The organism is Halosimplex amylolyticum (genome assembly GCF_051414035.1).
Lineage (GTDB): Archaea > Halobacteriota > Halobacteria > Halobacteriales > Haloarculaceae > Halosimplex > Halosimplex amylolyticum.
The window spans coordinates 129,827-154,416 of record NZ_JBLKNW010000003.1 but is presented as its reverse complement, the minus strand read 5'-3'; the positions used below and the strand labels follow the sequence as shown (position 1 = coordinate 154,416).

Here is a 24,590-nt window from a genome sequence, read left to right as displayed (position 1 = left end):
CATTAGCGGATGTAGCGGGGCTCGTCGTCGATCGCGCCGTTGTCTCGGTCGTCGCTCGTGTTGCCCGTTCGATTATCGTCGCGAAGTGCGTCGAAGTTCTGGGAGCGGCGTCCGTTCGACTGTGTTGTGGACTCGTCGTCGTCGGTGTCCACAGTCGCACTGTCTTCGGTGTTGTCTGACTGCGCTGGTGAGTTGTCCGCTGAGCCATCGCCTCCACCGGCAGTCGTACTGGACGACCGCGCCAGCGCACCGCGGAGTCGCGAACCTGCATCGTTGAGTCGGGATCCTGCAGCGTGGGCGCGAGAGTTGCCATCACCTGACACCGCCTGCCCGTCTGGCTTGAGGGCGGACTTGCCCTGTGTACCCCGGGAGAAGTTCCGGCCCTCGTAGGTGACGGTACCAACACCGCTTTTCATTCCACTCATTCGTGACTGAGCACGTCGCGTCGAAGCGTGGCGAGACGCGCTCTGGGCCATGAAGAAGATCGAGCCGGCTTGCCAGAACAGGACGAACGGTGAGGCTATCGCGACGATAGGGATGATGAGTGCAGTAAGCCAGAGTCCGAGTCCCTCTACTGAGAAGCCGAAGTTCTCCCCGAGAATCTGCCCAAGGCGGAACAGAAGGGCCACTGGGATGGTCATGAAGAGGAACGGAACATAGAATCCGGCTAGTCGCTTCATAAACTTCGAGACGAGACTAAACGGTCCGACTCCAGGAATCCAGAGTGCAATCAGGATCGGCATCAAGAGAGTGAAGAGATAGAGGACGACTTCTCGGATGAAGTAGATGAGGATGACGAGTGCTATCAAAATGAAGTCCACGGAAAACGTGATTGCTGTCACTAGTGCACCAACGCCGGAGACAGACAATGTTTCAAAGAGAGTGACCTCCGACAGATCTGGGGCAAGGAAGATAGCCAATTCATTCGTGAACTGACGCGCAAGCCCATCCATCCACCACCATCCGAGAATGCCTAATAGCCCAGCAAAGGCTCGACGCTTCAGTTTCGTACGGTGATAGCTACTGAAGAGGTAGCTTGTTGATTCAAGGAATATTACGATTCCTACGGAAAGCGCCCATAATAGCAGTGAAAGAGGGGTGAGTACATCCCAGAAATATCCGTAAATACTGGTCCAGGGATTGTTTGTCGGGGCGATGAACACAGCATTCGGATGCGGAGTCCCAATCGCGACACTTAGGGCAGTATTCGCGTTATTCTGGATTAGCGTTTTGAGCGGCTCAAAAAGGACTCTGAGGGCATTCTTGATCGCCCACACAATGGTGTCACCAAGTGCACCGCCACCACTGTCACCACTCTGAGCACGAACAGATTCTGCTCCAAATTGGAGGGCAACACAGATACTCAGTAGATGAAACCAGTACGATCGGTTACTCACTGAGTCTCACCTTCGCGAGATTCTACTCTGATGTCACTGCAAGTCCCCCGGAAGTTTGCGCGGAGAGGGTCTCCATCAAGGATTGCCCGAAGTTCGTGTTGACCATTCTCACCGACCCCCGTGGATACAATCACAGTCAGATCGGTCTCAAAGTCATTGCAGTGATCGCTCTGGGAGAGGAGCAGCGGTGAACGAATCCCTCGAAGTACCGTCGAATCGCCAGGGTCCAATATCACTCCATCCACAGATTCTGGCTTTTCGAGATTCAGCAGGGGAGTCGATCTAGCGTAATCCGTAGTGGGAATACGGTTCGCTGCCGAATGAGGCGCATTCCCGTATCCAACGTAGTAGACCCACGTTGGACCGGTCCCCGTGTTCTCCACAGTGACGAGGAGATTCGCCCGGTTCGAAGGGGTTGGCCGCCCGCCAGTGTACGGCTCAACGCCCGTAATCTCTAATTCAGGAGTCAACGGGATTGTCGTCGATTCGACCTCCTCACCATCATTGACAGCAACGAGCGTGTGATCGCCGGGCGTGTAGTGCCACCCTCGTCGGTAATCGAACAGACCCAGTTCAACCGTCGTTGCACCAGTCGCGACCTGTGCCGACTGGAATATCGATCCAGATGGATCGATCAGATTGACCTTCGACACCCCATGGTCCTCTCGAAGAGTGACCCTGAGTGCGTTCCCAGACACCGAGGTTTCCCGGAAGACAGACTCCGGGGTGTCGGTCCCGGCTGGGCCACCACTCGAACACCCGGCCAGTCCCACTGCGGTGAGCGCAAGCCCGCTTTTCAGGAACTGCCGACGAGACCTCTTCTCACCCGTCATAATCCCCTCCATGGGGGCCACACGGGCAACCCCGTGATCCGATCGATGAGAAACACGGCCACCAAGAACAGCCCGACCGGTACGCCAGCCCGGTACAGCGATCTGACGACCGACAGTACCGTCCCCTGCACGGAGACAGCGTCGGAATCGCCGACGTAGCCCGTCGTCTTCAGCCACCACGCCGTGGGCTCGAATCGAGCGTCGATCGCACCGGCTGGCCGGTCGATCGTCTTCGTGAGTGTCCCGTCCCGGCCCGTCTGGACTCGCTCGCCTGCGAGAACGACGTATCCCTCACTTCCGGCTGTCTCGATAGGCTCGCCCGTCTCGACGTCCCGAAGCGTCACACGAACGGTCGCAGTCCGTGCGGTCGTGTTCAAGACGGCCAGCGTGAGATTACTGCGGTGGATTGGCACTTCCTCGAACAGTTGCGGGTCGACGTCGGTCTGGACACCGCGGACCAGCCCGTGGGCGGTCACGTCCGACACGGTCCGACCGGGCGTCTCGAAGCGGGCCATCAGGGTATAGCTCGATTTGTAGGGCTCCTCGAGGACGTCCAGATTGACCGTCGGGGGGAGCGTGGGCGGGTCGCGCTGCTGGCCGTTGACTTCCAGGATCGAGACCGTCTCGGCTGGTGAGGCGGTCGGGCCCGTCTTGATCGGATACGCCGATACTCCCAACGGATGCATCGGAGAGTGTATTGTCGTCGTGTTAGTCGCCGTCGAGTTCACTAATCTGTCCCACTTGGGATTTCGTGCGGAGTAAAAGCGCCAGACGCCGTTGACCCGCCCTTCGGGAAGTGCATAGCCCAGCCAGGGCTCGCTCTTGAACATGGTCAGCCCGAGGTCGCCATCTGGATACCGGGCGTAGTAACCGAAGACGCTGAGCCTGTACTCCGAAACCGTCCGCGAGTCTCGGACGGTCACGGTCTCAGTAATATTCGTCGTGGACGAGTCCCACGCCGTGCAGTTGCCCGCACTAGTGAGATTCGTACAGTAGTCGTGCTGGCGCTGGAGTTCGATCGTGTAATTCGCTGTGACGGTGAGCGTGTGGTTCGTCCCTGGATAGTTCGTGAGATCGTAGTCAAAGCGCGGCGTCTGCGTTCCCTCCTGCTCGGCCTCGGGATGGCCGTCGACGAGAAGCTGCAGGTCCGAGATGTTGTGCGACTGTAGCGACCATGTGAAGCGGTCCGTCGCAGTTTCCGCGTCCCGCGGAATCATGAGTCGGTAATCCAACGTCGCGAATAGCTCCCCCTGCGAAGCCACGTACAGCGGCTGGGTATCTGGCGTGAGCCGCGCCGTGGTCGAGGGCTGGAGCGTGAATATCTCAGCGTAGGCGTCGCGGATGAACTGTCCGTTGACGAGCGTCGCGCCCGGTGGATGGATCGACGACCTGCGGTCGGTGGTGGGGAACTCAACGAGTTGTTCGCGATTCCACGCTTCGACGGCGTCGGGTGGCCGGTTGAAGGGGATATCCGTCGTCGCTGCGAGCGAGTGGGTCGCCGACCCCGTCTGGTTCTGGAGCGCGGAGCGGTTGATCGTGTCACGGTCCCGGGACCAGAGACTCTGATTGTCCCCGTGGTCGTGGTCGTCGGCTGGGCTGAACGCTCCAGCCTCCAGGGGGCGAGCAACTGACTGTGTTGCGACGAACGCACTCATCGCTAGCAGGACGAAAACCGCAATCCCGGCACCGAGCGAGTGGCTCAGAAGCTGCAACTGGCGCCACCAGCCACGACGGACGTGAGCAGGAACTGCAGGATGGTCGTCCCCAGCGGCGCGACGATGACACCCCAGACGACTGCCTGTACCCGCATCGATTTGAGCTCTTTCTTGGTGTCCACACGCCGGAGCAACGGGATCGCGACCGTCGCGCCGAGCGCGACGAGCCCGCCGATGAGCGGGCCGCCGAACTGGATGAGCGTGAAGAGATTCCGGATCGTCGTCGCCATGTCCGTCTGGCAAAAGGACTCGCCGACCGACTGGGCGCTCGCCGGTTCGATGGCGACGACGGCGAGGGCCGACAGCGTCAGCCCGAGCGTCCGGAGCGACGGTCTTTGATTATCCGACCGGTTCGACTGCAACGAATCTGCCTGCGTCGTATCGTCATTCATGAGATGGCTGTCGCTCATCGTGCCAGATCCCGTCTCATCATGAGACGATGGCGTTACGAGCGACGGTACACTATATCGTCGAACAGTCTGGTAAATACCTTCTTGATCGGTCGTGAAAATAGTAGTATTAGACACTAGTTCTCGATAACTGTGGATATGCTACGGTTACATACCAGATACAGAGGAACACTCAAAGTTGGCGATCAGATGCCTACCAGATGACATCCTTGCCCGCCGTTTACCTAAAATCGGGCGCTAATGCCCCGTCCTCAAGGAGCAACGCAGGGAGCAAAGCGACCGAGTAGCGCAGTAGGGCGAGGATACAGCGCCGTCATCCTCTCACATACACTCTGCAACGACCGGCCCACAGGCCCACCGACACGTTTATACGCCCTTACAATGTATCTACATCGTACATGGGCCAGTTCACAATCAACGGCCACGAAGTCGTGGACGGTGACGTGAAAGCCACCGGCAACGGCGCTCACGTCTACGTCCCGAAACGATGGCGTGGCGCGGACGTAAAAGTCGTCCGCACATCTGACCCCGACGACGAATAGATGAACTACAACTACAGGTATCGACTGCACCCGTCCGACGACCTCCGCGAGCGATTAGCGTGGACTGTCGATACCTGTAGGCAGGTCTACAACCATTTCCTCCACCGTCTCAATAGACACGACGACACGTCGTCGTACTCCGAGCAGACGCGTCTGCCGGACCTGAAAGACTGGTGGACCGATCTGTGCGACGTTCACTCGAAGGCACTCCAGAAAGTCGTCCAGCGGTTGTACGATAACCTCTCGACGCTCAAAGGCCGGAAGCAGAACGGCTACAGCGTTGGGGAGTTGAAGTGGAAAGCACCGGGCGAGTACCAATCGTTCACCTACAGTCAGTCCGGCTTCAAACTCAAACACACGAGTGGTCGGACTCGACTATGGCTCTCGAAGATTGGTGACGTTCCCATCACGTTCCACCGCGACCTGCCCGACGACGCCACCGTCAAGACCGTCACGGTTAAACGCGAACCCACCGGAAAGTGGTACGCCATTCTCGGCGTTGAAACGCCTGACGACCCACCCGAGAAGCCCGACGAAGTGACTGACGCAGTTGGCATCGACGTGGGAATCCTGAAATACGTCCACGACAGCGACGGGACCGCCGTCGAGTCGCCGGACCTTTCCGACGAACGCGAGCGGTTGGAACGCGCTCAACGCAACCTCTCGCGGAAGGAACACGGCTCAAACAATTGGGAGGAACAGCACAAGACGGTCGCTCGACGCCACGCCGACCTGAAGCGCAAGCGCCGTGATTTCTTGCACAAACTCTCGGCGTACTACGCCCGCGAGTACGACCTTGTGGCGGTCGAAGATTTGGACGTGAAGGGTTTGGTCGAACTACCGGGCAACTCTCGGAACCGAGCCGGGGCCTCGTGGGGCACGTTCCTGCGAATGCTCGAATACAAATGCGAGCGTGAAGGAACACAGTTCGTCGCCGTCAACCCCCGAGGCACGACCAAAGAATGCGCGTCATGTGGCGTCAAGACGGACAAACCGTTGTGGGTACGCGAGCATTCGTGTCCGTCGTGTGGGTTTGAGGCGGACAGAGACGCGAATGCGTCGTGGAACATTCTGTCTCGCGGTCTCGAAGAAGTAGGGGAGGGCTGTCCCGAATCAACGCCTGTGGAGACTGCGCTCCCTACGGACACCGATTCGGTGTCTGCAAAGCGCGTCGTGGAAACAGGAAGCCCCACCCTCAAGCGTGAACCGTCAGGCGAACGGTAGGGTGGGGTAGTTCACCGAATCTGGGTATCGTCCAGCGTCGAGTAATCCATGAAGCCGTCGGGGTTCGTAGGAATCCGGGTCGAATGCGGTCTCGGTGAGGAGTGAATCTGACGTGAGATGCCGCTCCAGTAGGCGCAACGTCTGTCGATCCGGTGGGCCTGTCGAGTGAGGCGCAGAATCCTCCGGTGGCTGACTCATCTACGCCGGGATCAAATGTCCGTCGTTCTGGGAGAGCTGGCGAGCAAGCTCATACAGCCTAATATCCCGAATCACGCCCTGCCACTCGCTGACTGCGGCCATTCGTTCGTGAATCGTTTCGTGCTCACCGTCATCGAACACGGAGATGTCCGTTGGGTCTGTCGTCCCGAACTGTGCTTCGTACTCCGCCCGCTGCGATTCAAGCGCCTCCACGCGGTCGATGATCTCTTCGACTGAGAGTTCGGTTGCGATCCGACTGGAGTCCTGCCATTCGAGATATCCCTCGTTTCGTTCGTATGTCGCTGGGCGGCTATCTCTATCGGCCCGGGCAATGCCCATCTCCGCCAAGCGGTCGAGATGCTTTTTCGCGGCGTTTGGAGAGCAGTCCGCAAGCGTCGCGATCTCGGTGTACGCAGTCGGCGACGTAACCCCGAGGACGACGTCGTAGACACGGCCAAACGTGTCTGTTCCCGTCTGCCACCGTCGCTGAGTATCATCGGACGAAGGGGACGGGTCGAACTCGGTCATACCTCTTTGTAGGTGGCTGCGCTCAATATATCTTCTGCTTCTTCAATTATATGCAAGTACTCGTCGGTTCGGATCTCTGGAGGGGCAGACTGATCTGGTTTTGCGGATCTGCGCACTAGTTGTGACGCCTCACTCCGGAAGGTCACGTCGTCTTGTTCGGACACAGTCCCAACATGGGAACTTACCGATACACTCCGGACAGTCCTCGTCGTCCGGAACGGTGTGTTCGGCGCCTAATTCACTCTCGCCGAATTCGCACTCAGAACCTAATGCGACGAGTGCTGGCTCGACCTCCCCGCCGTCTGCCACGACTGGCTGTCCGGTAGCTGCTGTGACAGCATCGAGAAGCGGTCGGCGAATCGCCACCGCAACCCGGTGTTTGCACGCGCCCTCGTACTGTTCGTCGGCCGGACACTCACAGGTTGCAGGAACGCCATCTTCAACAGTGACGAGATATTCGTGTTCGTCCGGATTCGCGTGACTACCGTTCCGGACGACGACTCCATCGGATGAGAGGGTGAACTCGAAGGCTTCGTACTGGGCGCGCTTTGCGACTCGGGTCGGGAACTCGAGTTGTTGCAGTGGATGCATTGTTCATCGGAGCGCCCGATTGTGCGCCCCACCCATGGTGGCGCCGAAAAACCGACCGTGCGGTGCGTTCGTTTTCAGCGTATCCCAAGGTGGAGCCTCCGTCCTCAAGGGGCGAGCGAAGCGATCGAGTAGGTCGGAGAGTGAACCGACATGGCACGATGCTACCCTACGCTCGACAACTGGCCGACTCGTGAACGGAAATCGATGAGAATTGCGTTGCGGGCTTGCTCGTCGACGGGGAGTTCGGCGCTATCGAGAGTGATCGATATTCAGGAGCAGATCCGCAGTCACTGACCCACGACGAAGTCGTAGGTCACTGGCCCTCCGGCGTTACTGACTGTTCTCACTCTCGAGAACGGCAACGATATCGGGCAGTTCGATGAGTCGGAGGTTGTCACGCTCGTCTGCAGCTTCCTCGACGGAGCGTTTGAACCCAGAGCGGCTGAACAACGCGAATTCATACGTTGGCTCACCACCCCCAGTGGGCGTCCAGTCGATGTGCTCCACGTCGTCTTCGAGATCCGAAAGCACATCATAGCCGAGAGGGGCGCTGGTAAATTTCGCTTCGCCAGCGATCAGTGTTGATTCGTCAGTTGGTGCGACGACATCTACCTCTCGGCCCTTGTACCACCACTGGCTTGGCACCTGTGTGAGCTGGTAGTCTGCATAGAGCGCCGGCACTGCCTGGTGACAGAGCGATTCGAACGTTTCACTGACGAAGTCAGGCAATTCCGGTTCGATGAGATCCGCGTAGGCGTTCTCGCCGTAGAGTTCGTACTGTCCCTCGCGGCCGTAGAGATACCGGAAGTAAAAGCGGAATACGGGATCCCGAATCCGGTATCGCGTCCGCTTGCTGCGCGCCGGATCGGCGAGTGCCGGGTGGTGTTTCTCGATGATCTGGAGTGTTTCCAGCCGGTCGAAGTAGTACGACGTGTTGGTGCTCTCGATGCCGGCTCCCTGGGCAATCTCGTTTCGACTGCGGTTCCCGCTGGCCATCGATTCCAGCACGGAGAAATACGTGTTCACCTCGTTGAGTTCCATCTGGAGGACGGTTTCGGGCTCGTCGTGGAGTGGGCCGTCCGGGTCGCACAGCAGTCGCGTAACGTTCTCTCCGAGGCTCTGTGATGGATCGAGCGGGCTGAGATATCGGGGTGTGCCGCCGAAGACGCCATAGACGAACACCCGTTGGTGGGGATCGTACGTCGGCACGAATTCTTGGATCGAGCGAAACGGCAGCTGGGTGAGTTCGAGGCGGCCATTCGGTCTCTGGGATACTCGGCCGTAGAGTGGCGCACCGCCATCGAGGACGTGGGTATGAATCATGCCGATTGCAGAGCCTGTGAGTACGAGCGTTGCCTGACTCTCGTCGACGGCCGTATCCCACAGGTGTTGAATGACCGACGGAAGCCCCTCGTTCGATTCGATGAGGTACGGGAATTCGTCGATGACGATGATTGCGTCTCTGTCGGTGAGGTACGTCAAGAGCGGTTCCCATTCCTCTTTGACGGCCGTGATGTCTGGATAGGTCGTCGCTGCTGCCTCGACGAACCGCCTGAGCTGTGTCGTCGCTGTCCCTTGGACTGCCTGATAATACACGGCATCGTCGCGGTCGGCAATCGATTGGCGGACGAGTTCGCTCTTGCCGATCTGGCGGCGCCCATAGATGATTGCGAGTTCTCCAGTGTCACTCTCATAGAGGGTCTGCAACCGATCGAGTTCCTCGATACGATTGACGAACTGGTCCATACCCCCAGTCGTTGTGGGAGATACATATGTGCTCCGAAGTTAGGAGATGAGATATAATAGTCTGGGCTATAATATTTTGATCTCTAATACGGCGAGTCAATCATTCGATCCTTCACCCACCAAGGCTCCACAAACAGCGTCAGCTCACGCTTCGAGACGCTGGAGCAATTGCGTAACATAGGGGCTGGTTTACCAGTTCCGATGCGGGCAAATCGTCGTGATCAGCGATCGGGCTTCTTTCTGGGCCAGATGTCCGTTTCGAGCGTAGTCACAGATGAGCCGCGGTGTCGGGACGATCCGCGTCCCTTGGAGCACGGTGTGGATGAGTGGAAAGTTCGTTCCACCGAACTCGTCGGTCAGAGACCCGTCGACGGCACGCGCGTTCGCGAGGACGATGCCATCGGTTTCACCCTCATCGAGGCCGAACGTCGGCCGCGAGTCCGGCGTGTCGTCGCACTCGTAGGGATCCTCGACCGTGTAGTGGTTGCGGGCGGCAAGGATGTCAAACGCACCCTCGTAGTGCTCATCGGCCGGACACGCACAGGCCGTGGGAACCCCATCCGTGATGGAGACGAGATATTCGTGCTCGCTCGGATTGGCATGACTGCCGTTGCGAACCGTGGCGCCACCTGGAGACAGGGAAAACTCGAAGGCTTCGTACTGAGCGCGCTTGGCGACACGGGTCGTGAACCTGAGTTGTTTCAGTGGATGCATGGATTTCTGGAGCACCCGAACACGAGTGCCCCGCCCCTCGGGGCGCCAATAGAAGAACGTACGGAGCGTCTACCCGACCTCGTAGGTTGCAATGCCTGACCGCCCACAGATCGGACACGAGTCGACTGTCGATTCGAGTGGTTGCCCGCAGTGGCGACACTCGTGGATGCGCTCGTCGCTCGAACCGAAGCCTGGCAGGTGACCTCGAATCCAAGAGAGGCTCATTGGCGCCACCCACTGCGCGCTGCTTCGATCCGATCGCGATGGGCACGCACGGTCACCGGCGCCACGTCTGCCGCTGCAGCGAGGGCTACCTGCGTAATCTCCACATCGTGGTCTCGACAGGCGACTTCGAGACAGCCCGCTACGAACCCTGCAGGATGAACACCGATGCTTTCACCGGCTTCCCAGGCACGTTCGGCGAGTGCTCGTGCAACACCCTCGGTTTCCGGTGGAACCTCCATCGCCGACGCCAGCGCTGGAATGTATTCTCGTGGTCGCTGTGGGGGTGCCGGTAGGTCCAGTTGCTCGTTGAGTACGTCGTAGGCGTTGATCACCCGCTCACGGCCGACCTGTGCGACCGACGCCACTTCACCGCGCGTTCGAGTCGCGGTCGTACATCGACACACCGCGTAAACCGAGGCTGCCGCAAACGCCTCGATCGACCGACCGGGAAGGAGGCCTTCATCCTGAGCCGACCGGAACAGCGCACTCGCCTGCTCGCGGTTAGCCCGATCGAGGTCGAGCGCGCTGACCATCCGTGCAATCTCCGTACAGCCGTGAGCGAGGTTGCGCTCGGCTTTTGATCGCCACTTCGCCCGGGTGTGCTCGCGACGCAAGCGGGCGAAGTGGTGTCGTTTCCGTTCGGAGAGTGTGTTTCCCTTTCCGTCGGTCTTGAATCCGATCTCTGTCGATAATCCGCGGTCGTGTCGCGCTTCGGTGATCGGTGCGCCCGTGCGTTCTCGTTCGGTGTCATCCCCGGCGAAGGTGCGTGGTCCGCGTCGATCGACACGGCAGCCTTCGACGACGAGTCCACATTCGTTGCAGCGAGTTTCACCACTGTCTGTGATGAGTCGCCCGTCGCACTCGGGACACTCGGTCGTCTGGATGGTTCGCCCGCTATCGTCGTCGAAGGTTCGTTCGAAGTGTTCTGTTGTAGCCATCGAAGGTCAGCGCGAGGCCTCGTAGTGCCCCCCGCACCCCTCAGGGGGTCATAAAAACACGCAACTTCGCACACCGGATCTCGAGTGAATCGCGATGGATCACTCGATACCGTGCGGTCGCCTGACGATGAGTTCCTGAGAATCGCCGACCCATTCGTCGAGCTTCTGCTCCATGAATTCGATAGCCTCCGACTGCGTGAGCACACTGCGGTCGATGAGGTCGCCGACGACGGCTTTCAGTGCGCGGAACTCACCCTGCGCGAAGCCATCGCCGACCGGCTCGCCATCGTGCCACCGGACGGTTCTGAGTGCTCCATTGCCGACTGTGGGTGCAGTTTCGACTGCAGCACAGTCGTACTGCAGGCCGAACCAGTGCGTTCGGTAGGCAGTCACCCCGAAGTCACGGTCGACGACGTAGAACGCTTCGTGGTGCAGGCAATCTAGATAATCGGTGAGAATCTCGTCGAGGGTGAGACGCGTCGCCCACGGGTCGATATCCACCGGGAGTGACGGTGATTCACGGCCGTCGAGAGCCTCTTGAATCGCCGTCTCGGTCGCTGCTTCGAGGAGTTGCTCACAGATGGATTGGCTCGCTTCGTTCGATTTATCATCACCAAACGGTGTCTCGCGACTGATCTCCCGCTTGAGTCTGAGATGCATCCCGCCCCAGTGGGTGTAATGGAGATTGTAGGTACTATCCGGCCGTTCGTAGGCGATGAGTGCACGGTGTCCCATTGGTACTCGCGAGGGACTCAGCAGTACCCCCGCGCCCTTCAGGGGGCAATAAAATCACCCAGTGTCGCTATCAAAGAGTTGTTGAGTTGCCTTCGATCCGCCCATTGGAGATCATGATTTCGGGGCTCTTGAGGATGAACCTCCTGCTCAGTGTCTGTGCTTGTTGATCGGTTGTTTCTGCGGGTTTCGCTGTGGAATGAAGTCGAGTGAACGGGACCGCTACTGACAGCAAGCGGTGAAAGCCCTCGACGCGCTCGCGGTCGCTGAGTCGGATATCCTCGTTTCGCTCGGATAGTGCCGACTCAAGCGACTAAACTGAACGCGAGCGCGCCTCGCCCTTTCAGTCCACCAGGACCAGCACAGCACCGCGCCACACGCCTCCCCAACCGACTGCGCTTCTCGCTTCGCTGCGATGCTCATCTCTCGCGCGACTGCTGTCACGGGATGAAACCCGCGACAGCGCGCGCCACTGCAATTGGTCACACTGCGGGCTGTACTGAGCAGAGCGAGAGAGAAGATGGGGACGGGAACCGGTTGTATGACACCCTCGTTGCTGGAGGTTGTGGCTGCGCGCACAGCGACTGGCTGAGAGCGAGCACGGAGCGGTGGGTGGGGTGGTGGGGTCGGGCCGGTCTGGCAAAATAAAAACAGAGAGGGTTTGCGCCCTACTCGCTCCACCACCGGTCTTTCTCGGGGAACTCCATCTCTGACCAGCCCGTTACGGCCACCGAAACACGCCCCTGATACCAGCTCTTCTCGACGTTTCGCAACCGCACGCGCTCCCCTTCGCTGACCCACGGTTGCCCGCTTCGCTCCCAAATGGTGAATTTTGTCCGTCCCGACTCGTCCTCGATGAGTCCAACACTCTGTATCTTCGTGTTACTCGGCTCCCATAACTGCACGATTTCGCCCTCGATGTCTACCGCCGAGCGAGGCACCGTCTCAAGTGTATCGATCGGTACCGGAACTCCCGGGGATGCGTGTAATTCCTCTTTGACCAGCAATGCCGCGTTCAACATATCCACGCCCTCGCGCACCTTCTTGGCGAGTCGATACGCTGCCCCCGCCCTGGAACGACCTTCGAGGTCATCCGCGATCTGTGCCGCGCGCTTGTTCACCTCCGCCAGTTGCTCGCTACTGAGGTCTTCACGGGGATCCGTGGGAGGTTCCTCACAGGCATAGCGCGTCTGGCCACTCACCACGTCTCGCGTCCGTTCCTCCCGATCCGAGGATTCCCGCCTGTCCCACCGCTGTCGGGTACGGCGAATTTCGTCTTCCCGCGCTTTGAAGCGCTCTTCTGCCTCAAGCGTCATCCCGGCCAGCCGTCCATCCGGATGATTCGTATCGACTTTCCCCTGTATCTCCTGTTCGACCGACCGCCGCAGCTCCGGTTGTTCGTCGACCGCATCGCGTTCCTGTTCATCCGCCTGTGCATCGACCGAAACTTCATTACTGACTCGAGTGTTACTAGACATTGGTATCTACCTTGGTACCACTGAAGGCGCTCACGCGCCGCCACCGCGATGCTCTAACATCGCGGTTTTCCGACGACACGTCCGACGAGACACATCTGCGCGCGCTCGTCGCGCCTTCGTTCGCGCCCTCCGGGCGCGACGAGCGCGTGCTGTCGAAGAAAACCAGCCAGCACCGCGCGGCGTCCTGCCGAGCGAAGCGAGGCAGGGCCCGGAAGACGAACGGTGCAAGGTCGACCGACGGGAGACCTCGAAGCGAACGGTGAGCACCGCGAGCCGTGAGCGGAGTGAGTCTTCCGGCGACCCGCCCGGAGCGAGCGTCCAGCACACAAGCCGGTTTTCGTGTCCGTCGACCGCAGGGCGACGCAACCGAAAGCGCGCTTGGTGCTGGCGCCGAAGGCACATTCACTTTAGCCCGGAACGGGCCGCTCGCGGTGTGGAGAGCGCCCGCACGCCCGGAATGGTCGGTCGCGAGCGAAGCGAGGCGCGAACGGCGAACGCAGTGAGCCGTGAGCAAGCGACGGGCGGTACGCGGCGAGCGGGGCGGGCCGGTAACGTATCATCTGCACAGCGACCGCGTCGACTGCATATTCCGCCGACACCCTGGCGGATTGAAAGGGCGAGGCTACCTCGATCATCCCCCGACCCCGCAAGCACCGCAGGGACGAGGAGCGCAGCGGCGTTCTCGTGAGCGAAGCGAACGAGGGCCAGCGAGACGGAGTCTCGCACAGTAGTGGGATGCCGGGCGGTCGAGGGCTTTCAGGGTATGAGGATTTGGGGGTCCAACGACTGCTATTGTTCCCCTGACCAATAGACCTATAGGATTGGTCTGTGTACCAATAGACGAGGATGGCCTCACTGACCGACGACGACCTCGATGGCGTGAGCGAGGGGCGGAAGTACCCCGACGGAACTGTCGTCCGTGTGTTTTGCATGCGGACAGACCGTGACGTGTACCCGTCCGGGTGGGCCTACAAGTTCCACTACGGTGCGACGGAACCGGACCAGCCCCGCACGCTATCCGATGGGACGATTCGTCGGTACGATAACTCACACGAAGACACCAAGGGACACGAACTGCACGTTGCACCAGACCCCAACCCAGACGTCATCAAGTTCCCCGGAATGATCGAACTGTGGGAACGGTTCTGGAGTGAGATCCCGAAATCCGAGTTCGAGGTCAAGTGAGGCCATCACGCCACGGTGATACCTATGAACGATACCACGCCGTCACTGCACCCGATGGAGCGCGAACAGCTTCGGGCCGAATCAACCCTCGTCGTGACCGTGAAGTCATCCAGTGAGTTTCACGACGACGTCACCGACCTGATCGAGGCGCTCGAACGGGACGACGCGGTTGATTCCACGCCGACACTCTCGTTCACGAGTTACGACGACCTCATGGAGACGCTGACACCGCGCGTCCTCGATCTCATCGAAGCCATCCGCCGCGATGAGCCAGCCAGCATCAACGAGACCGCACGGGTTGTTGACCGAGACGTGAAGAACGTCCACGAGGAACTCAGTCGGCTCGCCCAGTTAGGAATCATCTTCTTCGAGGAAGACGGCCAGAGCAAGCGCCCGGTCGTCTGGTTCGACGAACTTGTCATCAATCTCCCGTTCGATCCAGAGACTGGCGATACGGCCACTGCCGCGCCGTGAACACGGCGCTTTTCAAACCCGACTGAAACGGCTATTGTTTGGGTGATACGTGGGAACCGCTACTTGGAGAGAAGTACCACCGACGCTGGCGGGAGCGTGAGTTCGAGGGGATCGATTCTGTCGCCGGTCGCTTCGAACGTCTCGACCTCGTGGCCGTCGTCTTCCTGACTGTCACCCTGCGCGAACGGATCGTCGTCGCTCCCGCTGAACAGGGACCCCTGAACTGCGTCGACGCCGTCACCGTACTCGACCGCCACGTCGACCGGTTGAGAAAGCGAGCCGTTCACGATGATCGTCTGCAGGCGCCCGTGGGATGCCGTCCCGATTGAGACTGCGTCGACCAGTTCGACCTCTCCCTGGGGGATCGAGACGCCTGTCGCCGGGCGGTCGCGGACCGGACTGTCTTCGACTGCTGTCTCAATCAGGTGCCACTCGTCGTCCGTTGCCAGGATTGGTTCGGCCACGCCTCGGAAGATCTCCGCGCCGAGATGCTGTCCGGTTCGGCTGCGGGGATGGGGACGGACGTACGGCGAAAAGTCCGTCCAGTGGGCGAGTTCGACGTCGCATCCGTTGCGCAACAATGCCTGGAGGGCACGGGCGGCAAATGTCGCGTGGGCCATCGTCCCGCGACTTGCCCGTGGCCAGCCCTCGTCGATCTCCCAGGCGCGCAATCCCCACTCGCCGAAAGTGATCCGGAGATCGTCTACTCCGTAGTCGACGGCGACCGATCGAACCTCGTCGAACATCTCACCCCACGAGCCGGGGTCGTTGACTAGAACCTCGACGTATCCGAGTGGCGTCTCGTCGTTCGTATCGAGCCACGCTTCTCGGGCACCATCCTCACCGGTATGACCGCTGATACCCTCCGTGTACCGGTGGACGTCGACGCCCTCGATTACCGACTCGGCGCGTTCGAAGAGACGCTCATTCCAGACGGGTGGATCGCCGCCGTCCGCGGGGACCGTGACATCCTCGCGTGTGCCATCGTGGACCTGGGTAAACCAAGGGTCGATGCCGCATGCGTCGATCTCGATGTCGGCGTCGACCGCGCGCATCGCTGCGTGGTAGTCCGCGTACCGATCGGCGTACTCGATCGCTTCGGTCCGCCCGATCTGCCAGCTCCCCCACACCTCGTTGCCGACACCCCAGTAGGTGACGTCCCACGGCTCCTCGTACCCGTGTTCGGCCCGCAGCGCGCCCAGTTCCGTCTCGTCGGGGTCGCCGTTGCAGTACTCGACCCAGGCTGCGGCTGTTTCAGGACCGGCCGCAGACCAGAATGGAACCGTGATGTAGGCCTCGACGTCGACGAGTTCGCAGAAGCGGAGCCACTCGTTCGTCCCAAGGTAGTTCGGATCGAGGCCACCCCAGTTGGCCACCGGGACTACCGGGCGCTCGGCGACAGGGCCGACGCCGTCACGCCACTGGTACTGGCTGGCGTAGTTGCCGCCTGGCCACCGAAGGCTCGTCACGTTGGCTTCCCGCAGTCGCTCGATCGTTTCCGGATTGAACACCCCTTCGACTGCATCATCTGGGATCAGCGTCACCCAATCGACGTCGAGGACGCCTGTTTCCTCGCTCTTGATGTTCAGGAGATACTCCCCGTACTGGGGCGATGCGTAGCGCTCGGGACTCTCACTATCCAGCGAAAGCGAGACCTCGTGGCGTTCCCACTCGCTGGAGACCGGGATCGTTTCGAGAGCGAGCACGTCACTATCCGGGGTTTCGAGTCCCACAACGCACGTCGAGCATTCCCCCTTTACCGAGAGACAGACCTCAAACGAGTCGGTTCGTCGGTCCGGGAGAGCGAGGCGCTGCCCGATGCCCGCCTCTCCGTCAGTATCGTTCCCAATTCGCTGGTAGCGCGATTCAGTCACATCGGGCGGGTCGAGACGCTTGCCGTCTGGGACTTCGACACCGTCGACGAGAGCCCCTGGACCATCGCGCCCGCGCACACCGCCGACGCGCTGTTCAAACGTCGTCCCGCCCGCTGATCCGACCGGCTCCCACGGGGTCGCGATGCCCTCCTGAGTGTCGACATTCGGAAAGGCAGTCCACGGATCGGCCGACATGTTCCACACGTCGAACGAACCGTTGAGAACGTAGTTTTCGAACACGCCGGGATAGACGGCCCCGCCGAGGTGTTCGGCGAACCGTCCGAACACATTGGTGTCAACCGTCCACTCGCTCGTCCAGTCGGTTTTGACGTTGATGCGGACTGGCCCTGTGGAGTTGTCCGTCATGTATGATTGCCTTGCTCGATACTACAATAGGTACCATAGTAGGGGCGGAACGATCCGCTTCGAGCGGTGATGTGTCAAGGGGACTCATCTCCCTACACTGTATTCTCCTGCGTCTGTTGTGCTTTCGTGGCTCGAAGCGATGCTAGTTGCTGGGCTCGTTCTGTCCGCTCTGGGTGCGATGATGCTGGGAATCGTATCCCAAGGAGACCAAGCGACCGCGACCTTTCACGGTTCTTCAAACAACGAGCTCGCTCGTTGCACGTAGCTGTTCGCGTCCCAGCTACGGGCATCGCTGATCGCGTCGAGGAGCACTCGCGCATTGGCAGCTGAGAGCTGTTCGGTTCGAACGAGCACCGAGAGGAGCCTTGGCGTCGTGACGAGCCGTGTATCAGCGAGCGAGGCATGGACTAAGCCGAGTTGATTACACTCATTACCGTGTTTCTAGCGCTTTGATTCGATCGAGGACAAGGGATGCAGCACGACCGTGCGCGTCAATGTACGAGGTGATCTCTTTGAGTTCCGCAATGACCGCCGTTGGGACGACGACCTCGTATTGGTCGTAACAAAGCGCAAGTGGATCGGGATCGTCGTCAGCAACAATCCCGAGACTTACGAGAGCGGAGGCATCCGCGACGAGGATCGGTATCTATGTGTCGGCGGTCTCCTCGATAAAGTCCTCGTCCAACTGCTGTTTCAACACTCGGAGATTCGCCGCCTCTTCGGCGTCGACGAGTGTTTTGAGTTGCTCGACAGTGATCTCGTCGTCGTAATAGGCGGCGACGATCTCCTGGGTCAGCGCGTCGTCGTGGGTGGCATCCTGAAGATACTCCCGGAGCGCGGTTACGAGGATATTCGTCCGGTCTTCGCCGAGAACCTCCGCGAGGGCGTCTGTCCGGTCGATGAGTCGGTGTGGCGCCCGGAACTGGACGCGCTTCTTATCGCTACTCATTAGGTGTTCGTTGTGAGCCTACCCACTTCGCCCTTCTTGTGTGTACAATGTGAGCCAAGTTCGGCAAAGTGTCACCCAGACACTAGATGTGCCTCAAGGCCACGCTTCCAGTAGGTGGCTGGCCCACCGGGGCTCCATCACTCGCACAACTGCAACGGGCCTTCGAGGGGGTCGAGTTCGACGCGAACCCGCGTGAGCCGGGCGAGACCTTCACCAGAGCTGAGTGACAAAGCTCCCACTCACGCTCGTGGCTGCTGGTATCACGCAACTACCCACTGGCGGACCGTGATGTACAAATCAATCCGGCCGCTGTCTATCGAAAATGCCGACCCGCGATGACGGATTGACGGCCAACCGAACGTACATTGAGATCCGGCCGACGACGACTGCGATCACGCCGGCCCACGCCACGACTGCCTTTCGTGCGCTCCATGGGACGGCGGGTGACGGTGACCCGCCGACCATCGAGATGTTGCTGCTCACGAGCGGTGCCGACGACGGCGTCTCTTATCTCTTCGGCGCTGACGGCATCGATGCAGACCGCCTTCGCGCACAGTTGCGTCGCGCCCTCCCGACCGATTACGAGTTGACCACCACGACGACGTCACTGGCCGCACGACTGGGAGCCACTGATACCACTACTAACGATGGCGAAGCCGCTGACGATGACGCACTTGCCCCTGCTGCTGTTGCAGTCGCCGATACCACGGACGAAACAGCCGATCACGACGGCGCATCTGTCGACGTCGACGGAGCGACTGGCCAGTCGACACCACTCGCCGAGCGACCGGTCGCGGGACTGGAAGTCCAGGCCGACGAGCAACGATCGGGTGACTGGCAGACTCGGCTCAGGACGGTCGACGCCCTCTCCGAAGACGACCGGACGAACTGGCCGCTGACAACCGTCGTCGACGCTCTCGCCGACGCTGCGGTCCCGACCGTCTGCCAGACGCTCCTCGAACCGAAGCCCGATTGGCAGACTGAGGCTCACGCGACCATCGACGAGTATCACTACCCACAGCGCGGGATCGCGGATATCCTCCTCGAAGGATTCTTCCCCGGCCTCGAACCCGAGACCGAACGCCGGCGACGCGAGGACATCCCTGCAAACCTCCAGTCGCGGATCGAGGCCATCGAGGCCGTCGACGCCCGGACGTCCTTCCGGGTCAACACGCGGGTCGTCGCCTTCGGGACGGACTCCAGTACCACCACACCGTTGAAGAACATCGACGGGGCGTTCGCCGAGGTTGGCCAGAATCACTACCGACTCACGACCACTCACTACGCCCACGACAGCGATGGCGCCGAATCACTTGCCGCTGACCTCGCGAGTCGGACAGTCCGCGGTGTCGCATTGAGTCGCCGGCTCGAACGACTCCTCGGTATCTCGATCCCCCTGTCGACGAACACCCATCCGCGAATCGTTGCTGACCCGGCCACAGTCGGGCAGTTCTGTCTCGTCGGCGGCGCCAGCCTCCCCGAACAGACCACGCGAGCCATGGAGACGCGTGCCGGCGAGCGCACGGGTCTCGATTTACCGCCCGATAGTATTCTCGAGACATACCAGACGGATGGCTTCACGCTGGGCGTTCCCCAGACGAGCGACCGCGTGGACGCCCCGACGCCACTCGCCGTCCCGCCCACACTCCAGCATCGCCACCAACTCATCGCCGGTGGGACGGGGTCGGGCAAGAGCATTCTCGGGGTCAACGGCTTGCTCGCCAACCACGAAGCGACCGAGGGGGCAACGATCATCATCGAGTCCAAGGACGGCCAGATGGCCGACGACTACGAGCGAGCCCACTACGCCGAGTACGGAACGCTCGAGTCAGTCTATCGATTCAACACGGCCGAGCAAGTGCCCGCGACACCGTTTTTCGACGTGACTCGCCAGCAAGCGTCGGGCATCGCTCGCTCGCAGGCCGTCGAAGACGTCGCCGACCACACCGAAGAGCTCCTCCGGGCGATCATGGGCTCCGAGCACTTCGACCAGGCGTTCACGTCGTCGCTGGTCATCGAAGCGGTCGTCAAGGCCATGTTCGATCCTGTCCACGGCAGCGACCAGTTCACGCTGGTGGACCTCCAGCGCCGGATGGGCCGGTTCGCCGAGACCAGCCACGCGCCGCCGGTCATCGACGAGGGCCTCCGTCGGGAACTCCAGCGGATCGCCGACAATAGCGAGGACACCTTTCAGGAGATCGTCGCCGGCGCCGCCCGCCGGATCGGGACTGCGGCGATGGACAGTCGGATCGCGCCGCTATTCAACTACGCGCCTCAGGCCGACAGCGATGGAGCCGCGGCCCAGCCTATCGACTGGCGGTCGAAACTCGACGAGGACTGCGTCATCATCATCGACACGAACGAGATGCGTCGCGAGCCCCAACGGGTCGTGACGCTGGTCGTCCTCTCTCAGCTGTGGACGGCGCTCCAGCGCCGTGACCGCGAGCGAAGCCAGCAGTACGCCACTGGCGACCCGCCGCTGGTCACCGTCCACATCGAAGAGGCGGCCACGGTCGCAGCCTCCGGGATTCTCGCCGACCTCCTCCGAGAGGGGCGGAGCTTCGGTGTCGGCGTCACGCTCTCGTTGCAGTATCCCCGTCAGCTCAAGCGCGTCGATGAAGCCACTTACGAGGAAGCGATCAATAACATCGGGACGGTCGTCACGGGCAATGTCACAGACGACCCGGCATTGGCCAGGCGTTTGGCGACCGAGGACATGCCGCCCGAGGCAGTCGCCACGCGGCTTGGCCGCCTCGCGGCCGGTGAATGGTTGGCCTCGCTCCCGGCACCGTTCGCCAGCGAGCCGCCACGCCCGATCCTCTTGGAATCCCTGGCACTCCCACCCGGCCACCCCGGGGGCGACGACCCGCTATCGGCCGCCCGCCAAGCGACGTTCGAGGCCGCACAGACCCAGCGTAGCGAGCGCTCGCGACGCCACGGAGTATCCGTCATGCGAACGAGTACGCCAATGGACACCGCGACGAGTGAGACGTCGGATACAGAGACGACACCTACAGAAATGGGGACCGAACACGCGCCCATAGAGACGACACTGCCGTTCACGCGCCGCCTACCCGCAGGCATCGAATATCACGGCCCGTCGGGCTCGCTCGTCTGTGAAACCTGTGAGACGCGCTATGGGCGGCGCCTCCCGGAGCTACTCGCTGCGGTCGACTGTCACGGCGACCGGGATGACATCAACCGACTGGATGTCCCGCCGATCCACGTCGGACTGACGCTTTCGCCCGGCGAGCGTTCGACTCTCGAGTACACCGACTCCCAGCTCCTGTTCCTCCAGCTCGTCTATAACGCCCACCAGCAACGGTATGACACCGACTGGGAGTACGACATCGTCCGCGATGGGATGGAGCGATTACGGGCCTACGCCGGCCTCTCCGACGACGAGTTCGAACGGCTCGTCCTCGACGGTTTGCTCACTGTCGACGGAGAGTACCCGCACACGCTCTATACGGTTACGCCGGACGGGCGCGACCGCATCGATGCCGCCCATCGCGAAGGCCGGGCACACGGCGACGGCGTCGGCGACCTCAGCGAGTCGAGTCTGCACGTCATGATGGTCGAGTCCATGGCGCGGGCGTTCGAGTCGAAGTTCGTCGACGACCCCGAGCATGCGAGCGCGTCGGTCGAGACCTACTACCCGGTCGAGGGCGGTCGGCTGGACGTCGCCGTGCTCGATACCGATGGCGACGTCGTGATCACGGGCGAAGCCGAGCGGTCGAATCACGATACGCTTCGGGCGGTCCCCGCCGACTACGACAAGATGGCCGCCTGCGATCCCGACCGTGCGTTCTGGATCGTCGAAGGCCGAAGCGAGGGCCATGAGATCATCCGAGCGCTCCACAATCCCGGCTCGGGTGAGCCGCGCGTCGAGAGGACCTACAGTGAGTCGTACGCCCTCTCGCGCATTTCCTTCGACGAACCTGGCTTCACGGACATCTACACTATCGGGTCGTTCCACAACCAGTTCCTCGACGCTGCGGGTCAGTGAGGAAGGCGGCTGCATCGGTACGCCTGTCAGCGAACAATGACTTCTTGAGTGTCGGTCTTCACCTCGTGAACATGGGGTCGACCCTGCCGTCTATCGGACCAGCCGGAAACCAGATCGTCACGATCATACTGCAGTCCAGGCGGCACTCTCGCTCCATCTGAAACGATGGTTCTCTTGGGAGAAATTTGCCCAGCTCTCGTCTACTCGCGGAGTGGAAATCGGTGGCCCAACAGCGCTCCATGGTCCCAATGGCGCCCCATCTTCCCGAATCGATGAATCTCCGGGAGCACGACCGCTCACTCGGGGGATATCGGGCGAGCTCGATCCGCCGAAGGAAGTACACGGCCGTAATCTCCCGCAATAGGTGTCCTCTGTGGGGATGTACTGTGACGACAAAAGATGCGTTGCATTCCGCCGCGGCTGGATGCGCCGGCTAAGATCGAATCCGATGTGAGCGGCCTCGAAAGCGATGAATTCGCGGGCATCGAGACGCGACTTCTTTCGGGGTCGATTCGCCAATTCGCGGCAGATCGTCCGTGTACTTGGGGCAACGCGCCGCTTCTCGAATACCCCCCGTGTGATCGGGATTGTGGCGTCGATGATCCGTCCTGATTCGATGCCTTTGTAGTCCTGTTTCAGCCCCAAACTCCGGGGAAATCGCTATTCCTGGCGTATCGATCCCTAGTCGATGCTGATCTTCGATTCGCTTGTATTCGCCTGCCAGAGGCGCTTGTACGCTCGTTCTTCCGGAACTAGTTCCCCACTCTCGTCGCAATCCGCGGCCACGACTGCCAGAATCGAGGGTCTCAAGCCCTCTCTCTAGAATACGTCCGGTTTCTACCGTTCAACTGGTCCGGTTGGTTCCTGTTCACCCTGCCTTCGCGGTCAGTACACGCCATGAGACACACAATATTGCGGAGAAGCGGGACAGTGTACTGGCCACCCACCGAGTAGTGGTTGTTGTCTGAACCCGATTTCTCCTGCAAGATGCCGTGAATCGTCCATGTACCGGGGATACCGGTGCAATGACGGGGCGCCTCACAGGAAGTGGAGCCACACCGGACTGCTGATCAGTGTCGTCGTTCCCCTCTGGATCCCCACCTCCATTTCCACTGGAGACGATGAACCATCTCGTCGAGATGTTCGACTTCCGGATCAGGTGGACGGACCGAACGGAAGCCACCGCCGCAGGCGTGCCCTAACCGACAGGCCACTCCGATCGTCTGTGCTGGCGCTGGCCTCCTCGCGGACGGTAGATACTTCTTCAGCGAGTCGTTCGTTTTCGGTTTCGAGTCGCTCGACCTGTGACTGAAGAGTGGCGATCACCGTGAGGTGGCGTTCCTCGCGAGTCCGCAGTTCCGACAGCTGCTCGTGTAATGCGTAGTCCTCAGATTCCGCGTCATTTTTACTCGGTTCGGTCGCCGTCGACTGGTCAGCCGCCCCAGCCGCCGAGTCACCGTCTGTCACACCATCGTCTGTCGAGTTACCTTCCGGTGAGTCACTGGGAGGCTGGTAGAACTCGTCCGTCCCCTGGAGGACTCGGTCGATTGTCTTCTCGCCGTAGGTGCTTCCGTCAGCATAGTGTTGTTCGTTCCACTTCTCGCGCATGAGACCCGACTCTCTAAACAGCCGGTCGATCTGGCCACTTGCGCCACCTGTCCAGAACGCGAGTAGCGCACAGAGCGCCATGTCGGCTTCGGAGTGGCTCTCGTACCCGCCTGTGTCCCCGTTCCACAGGCGCGTGAACTTCTCGCCATTCGCCGCGGACTGTGCCCGGTCGACGACCTCGCTGTCCGTTAGTCCGTTCCCCGCCTCGCTGTCTGTGTTTCCGGATGCCTCTGGTTGTGCGTCTGCTGTTGACTCTGTCGGTGGATCACCCGACTCGGGCTGTGAGTCATCTGTCTCGGTCGTCGTCGACGCGCTGGCGACGTATTCGGTGTGAACTGTCGCGAGTTCGCTCGTCCGCGATTCGACAGTAGTCGGGGTCGACTCGATGTGGTCGCCGGTGACGGTGAAAAAGCGGGCCTCTTCGTACAGCTCGACCCATCCCTTCCGACTCCGGTCGCCCGGCAGTGTACCGGTGCAGATGACGTGGACACCCGTACCGGACGGACTCACCTCTGTGTATGAGGTGAGTCGATCGACGATATCGGTTGCGTCGTCGGTGATTGTCTCCGTCTCCGGAATGCGACATTCGTCTAGATCAACACCGACGAGCGGGTCCGTCTCGGTGAACACGAATCCGATGCCATCGACGGTCTGTGACTCGACCGATTCGCACGCGGTTTCGAATGACGCCCACGTCTCAGAGTCGGTCACCGACGCGAATGCACCCGTGTGTGGGTTGATCGGTACCTTCGTTTCTGTCCCGTTGCGTTCCTGATTCCGCCAGCAGACCCACTGGTCTCGGGTCACCAGTTCATCTGGAAGCGTTGATGCCGTGAGTAACGTATCGTCCATTG

The 24,590-nt window shown here is 60.8% G+C and carries 19 protein-coding genes and 2 pseudogenes; 5 read left to right on the top strand and 16 right to left on the bottom strand.

The genetic code is table 11. From position 1 onward, the window contains the following. Positions 1-2: 2 nt before the first annotated feature. From ACMGFE_RS15925 to ACMGFE_RS15910, 4 genes are read right to left on the bottom strand one after another with little or no spacing between them, the layout of a single operon-like run. Positions 3-1,397, bottom strand: a complete 1,395-nt coding sequence (locus ACMGFE_RS15925) for a TrbL/VirB6 family protein (RefSeq protein ID WP_495849301.1) — start codon at positions 1,395-1,397, stop codon at positions 3-5. After that, positions 1,394-2,242: a twin-arginine translocation signal domain-containing protein gene (locus tag ACMGFE_RS15920; RefSeq protein ID WP_436926214.1), complete on the bottom strand. Its 849-nt coding sequence runs from the start codon at positions 2,240-2,242 to the stop codon at positions 1,394-1,396. Before ACMGFE_RS15920 ends, ACMGFE_RS15925 begins: the two co-directional genes overlap by 4 nt. Continuing rightward, the gene (locus tag ACMGFE_RS15915) at positions 2,227-3,885 is read right to left on the bottom strand and encodes a DUF8186 domain-containing protein (RefSeq protein WP_436926213.1); all 1,659 of its coding nucleotides are present in this window, start codon (positions 3,883-3,885) and stop codon (positions 2,227-2,229) included. Before ACMGFE_RS15915 ends, ACMGFE_RS15920 begins: the two co-directional genes overlap by 16 nt. A gap of 44 nt (positions 3,886-3,929) precedes the next feature. After that, positions 3,930-4,337, bottom strand: coding sequence for a hypothetical protein (locus ACMGFE_RS15910; protein WP_436926212.1), 408 nt, complete (start codon positions 4,335-4,337; stop codon positions 3,930-3,932). A gap of 416 nt (positions 4,338-4,753) precedes the next feature. Between ACMGFE_RS15910 and ACMGFE_RS15905 the strand changes: the two genes are divergently transcribed. Together ACMGFE_RS15905 and ACMGFE_RS15900 are read left to right on the top strand one after the other, a co-directional pair. After that, positions 4,754-4,897: a DUF2080 family transposase-associated protein gene (locus tag ACMGFE_RS15905; RefSeq protein ID WP_138781446.1), complete on the top strand. Its 144-nt coding sequence runs from the start codon at positions 4,754-4,756 to the stop codon at positions 4,895-4,897. After that, positions 4,898-6,121, top strand: a complete 1,224-nt coding sequence (locus ACMGFE_RS15900) for an RNA-guided endonuclease InsQ/TnpB family protein (protein WP_436926211.1) — start codon at positions 4,898-4,900, stop codon at positions 6,119-6,121. It begins immediately after the preceding gene. Between the two features lie 198 nt (positions 6,122-6,319). Here the strand turns inward: ACMGFE_RS15900 and ACMGFE_RS15895 are convergent, their stop codons facing one another. The 7 genes from ACMGFE_RS15895 to ACMGFE_RS15865 form a co-directional block, all read right to left on the bottom strand. After that, complete coding sequence (locus tag ACMGFE_RS15895; protein WP_436926210.1) at positions 6,320-6,847, bottom strand: DUF7342 family protein; 528 nt, start codon at positions 6,845-6,847, stop codon at positions 6,320-6,322. 129 nt (positions 6,848-6,976) lie between these two features. Then, positions 6,977-7,438 (bottom strand): SWIM zinc finger family protein, encoded by a 462-nt coding sequence (locus tag ACMGFE_RS15890; protein WP_436926209.1) that lies wholly within the window; start codon positions 7,436-7,438, stop codon positions 6,977-6,979. Positions 7,439-7,768: 330 nt separating this feature from the next. After that, positions 7,769-9,184, bottom strand: a complete 1,416-nt coding sequence (locus ACMGFE_RS15885; RefSeq protein ID WP_436926208.1) for an ATP-binding protein — start codon at positions 9,182-9,184, stop codon at positions 7,769-7,771. 189 nt (positions 9,185-9,373) lie between these two features. Beyond that, complete coding sequence (locus tag ACMGFE_RS15880) at positions 9,374-9,898, bottom strand: hypothetical protein (protein ID WP_436926207.1); 525 nt, start codon at positions 9,896-9,898, stop codon at positions 9,374-9,376. Between the two features lie 221 nt (positions 9,899-10,119). Next, a complete protein-coding gene (locus ACMGFE_RS15875) occupies positions 10,120-11,061 on the bottom strand; it encodes a transcription initiation factor IIB (protein ID WP_436926206.1) in 942 nt (313 codons plus the stop codon). Positions 11,062-11,160: 99 nt separating this feature from the next. Continuing rightward, entirely contained in the window at positions 11,161-11,796 is a 636-nt protein-coding gene (locus tag ACMGFE_RS15870) for a DUF6735 family protein (protein WP_436926205.1), read from the bottom strand. Between the two features lie 665 nt (positions 11,797-12,461). Further along, positions 12,462-13,271, bottom strand: a complete 810-nt coding sequence (locus tag ACMGFE_RS15865) for a DNA-binding protein (RefSeq protein ID WP_436926204.1) — start codon at positions 13,269-13,271, stop codon at positions 12,462-12,464. Positions 13,272-14,117: 846 nt separating this feature from the next. Here ACMGFE_RS15865 and ACMGFE_RS15860 point away from each other — a divergent pair. Both ACMGFE_RS15860 and ACMGFE_RS15855 read left to right on the top strand, forming a co-directional pair. Next, positions 14,118-14,456: a toxin-antitoxin system TumE family protein gene (locus tag ACMGFE_RS15860; RefSeq protein WP_436926203.1), complete on the top strand. Its 339-nt coding sequence runs from the start codon at positions 14,118-14,120 to the stop codon at positions 14,454-14,456. A 24-nt stretch (positions 14,457-14,480) separates the two neighbouring features. After that, positions 14,481-14,930 (top strand): HVO_A0114 family putative DNA-binding protein, encoded by a 450-nt coding sequence (locus tag ACMGFE_RS15855; RefSeq protein WP_436926202.1) that lies wholly within the window; start codon positions 14,481-14,483, stop codon positions 14,928-14,930. A 59-nt stretch (positions 14,931-14,989) separates the two neighbouring features. On the opposite strand, the gene ACMGFE_RS15850 is transcribed toward ACMGFE_RS15855, so the two are convergent. The 4 genes and pseudogenes from ACMGFE_RS15850 to ACMGFE_RS15835 all read right to left on the bottom strand — a co-directional run. Next, on the bottom strand, positions 14,990-16,663 hold the full coding sequence (locus tag ACMGFE_RS15850) for an alpha-L-arabinofuranosidase family protein (RefSeq protein WP_436926201.1): 1,674 nt from the start codon (positions 16,661-16,663) through the stop codon (positions 14,990-14,992). Positions 16,664-17,395: 732 nt separating this feature from the next. Continuing rightward, positions 17,396-17,816: pseudogene (locus tag ACMGFE_RS15845) on the bottom strand (hypothetical protein). Further along, positions 17,817-18,119, bottom strand: a complete 303-nt coding sequence (locus tag ACMGFE_RS15840; RefSeq protein WP_436926200.1) for a hypothetical protein — start codon at positions 18,117-18,119, stop codon at positions 17,817-17,819. It abuts the pseudogene before it with no gap. A 71-nt stretch (positions 18,120-18,190) separates the two neighbouring features. After that, a pseudogene (locus tag ACMGFE_RS15835) lies at positions 18,191-18,325 on the bottom strand (DUF7558 family protein); the annotation flags it as partial. Between the two features lie 116 nt (positions 18,326-18,441). On the opposite strand from ACMGFE_RS15835, the gene ACMGFE_RS15830 reads away from it, so the two are divergent. After that, the gene (locus ACMGFE_RS15830; protein WP_436926199.1) at positions 18,442-22,128 is read left to right on the top strand and encodes an ATP-binding protein; all 3,687 of its coding nucleotides are present in this window, start codon (positions 18,442-18,444) and stop codon (positions 22,126-22,128) included. Between the two features lie 1,155 nt (positions 22,129-23,283). Here the strand turns inward: ACMGFE_RS15830 and ACMGFE_RS15825 are convergent. Next, positions 23,284-24,588 (bottom strand): phage NrS-1 polymerase family protein, encoded by a 1,305-nt coding sequence (locus ACMGFE_RS15825; protein ID WP_436926198.1) that lies wholly within the window; start codon positions 24,586-24,588, stop codon positions 23,284-23,286. Positions 24,589-24,590 lie beyond the last annotated feature (2 nt).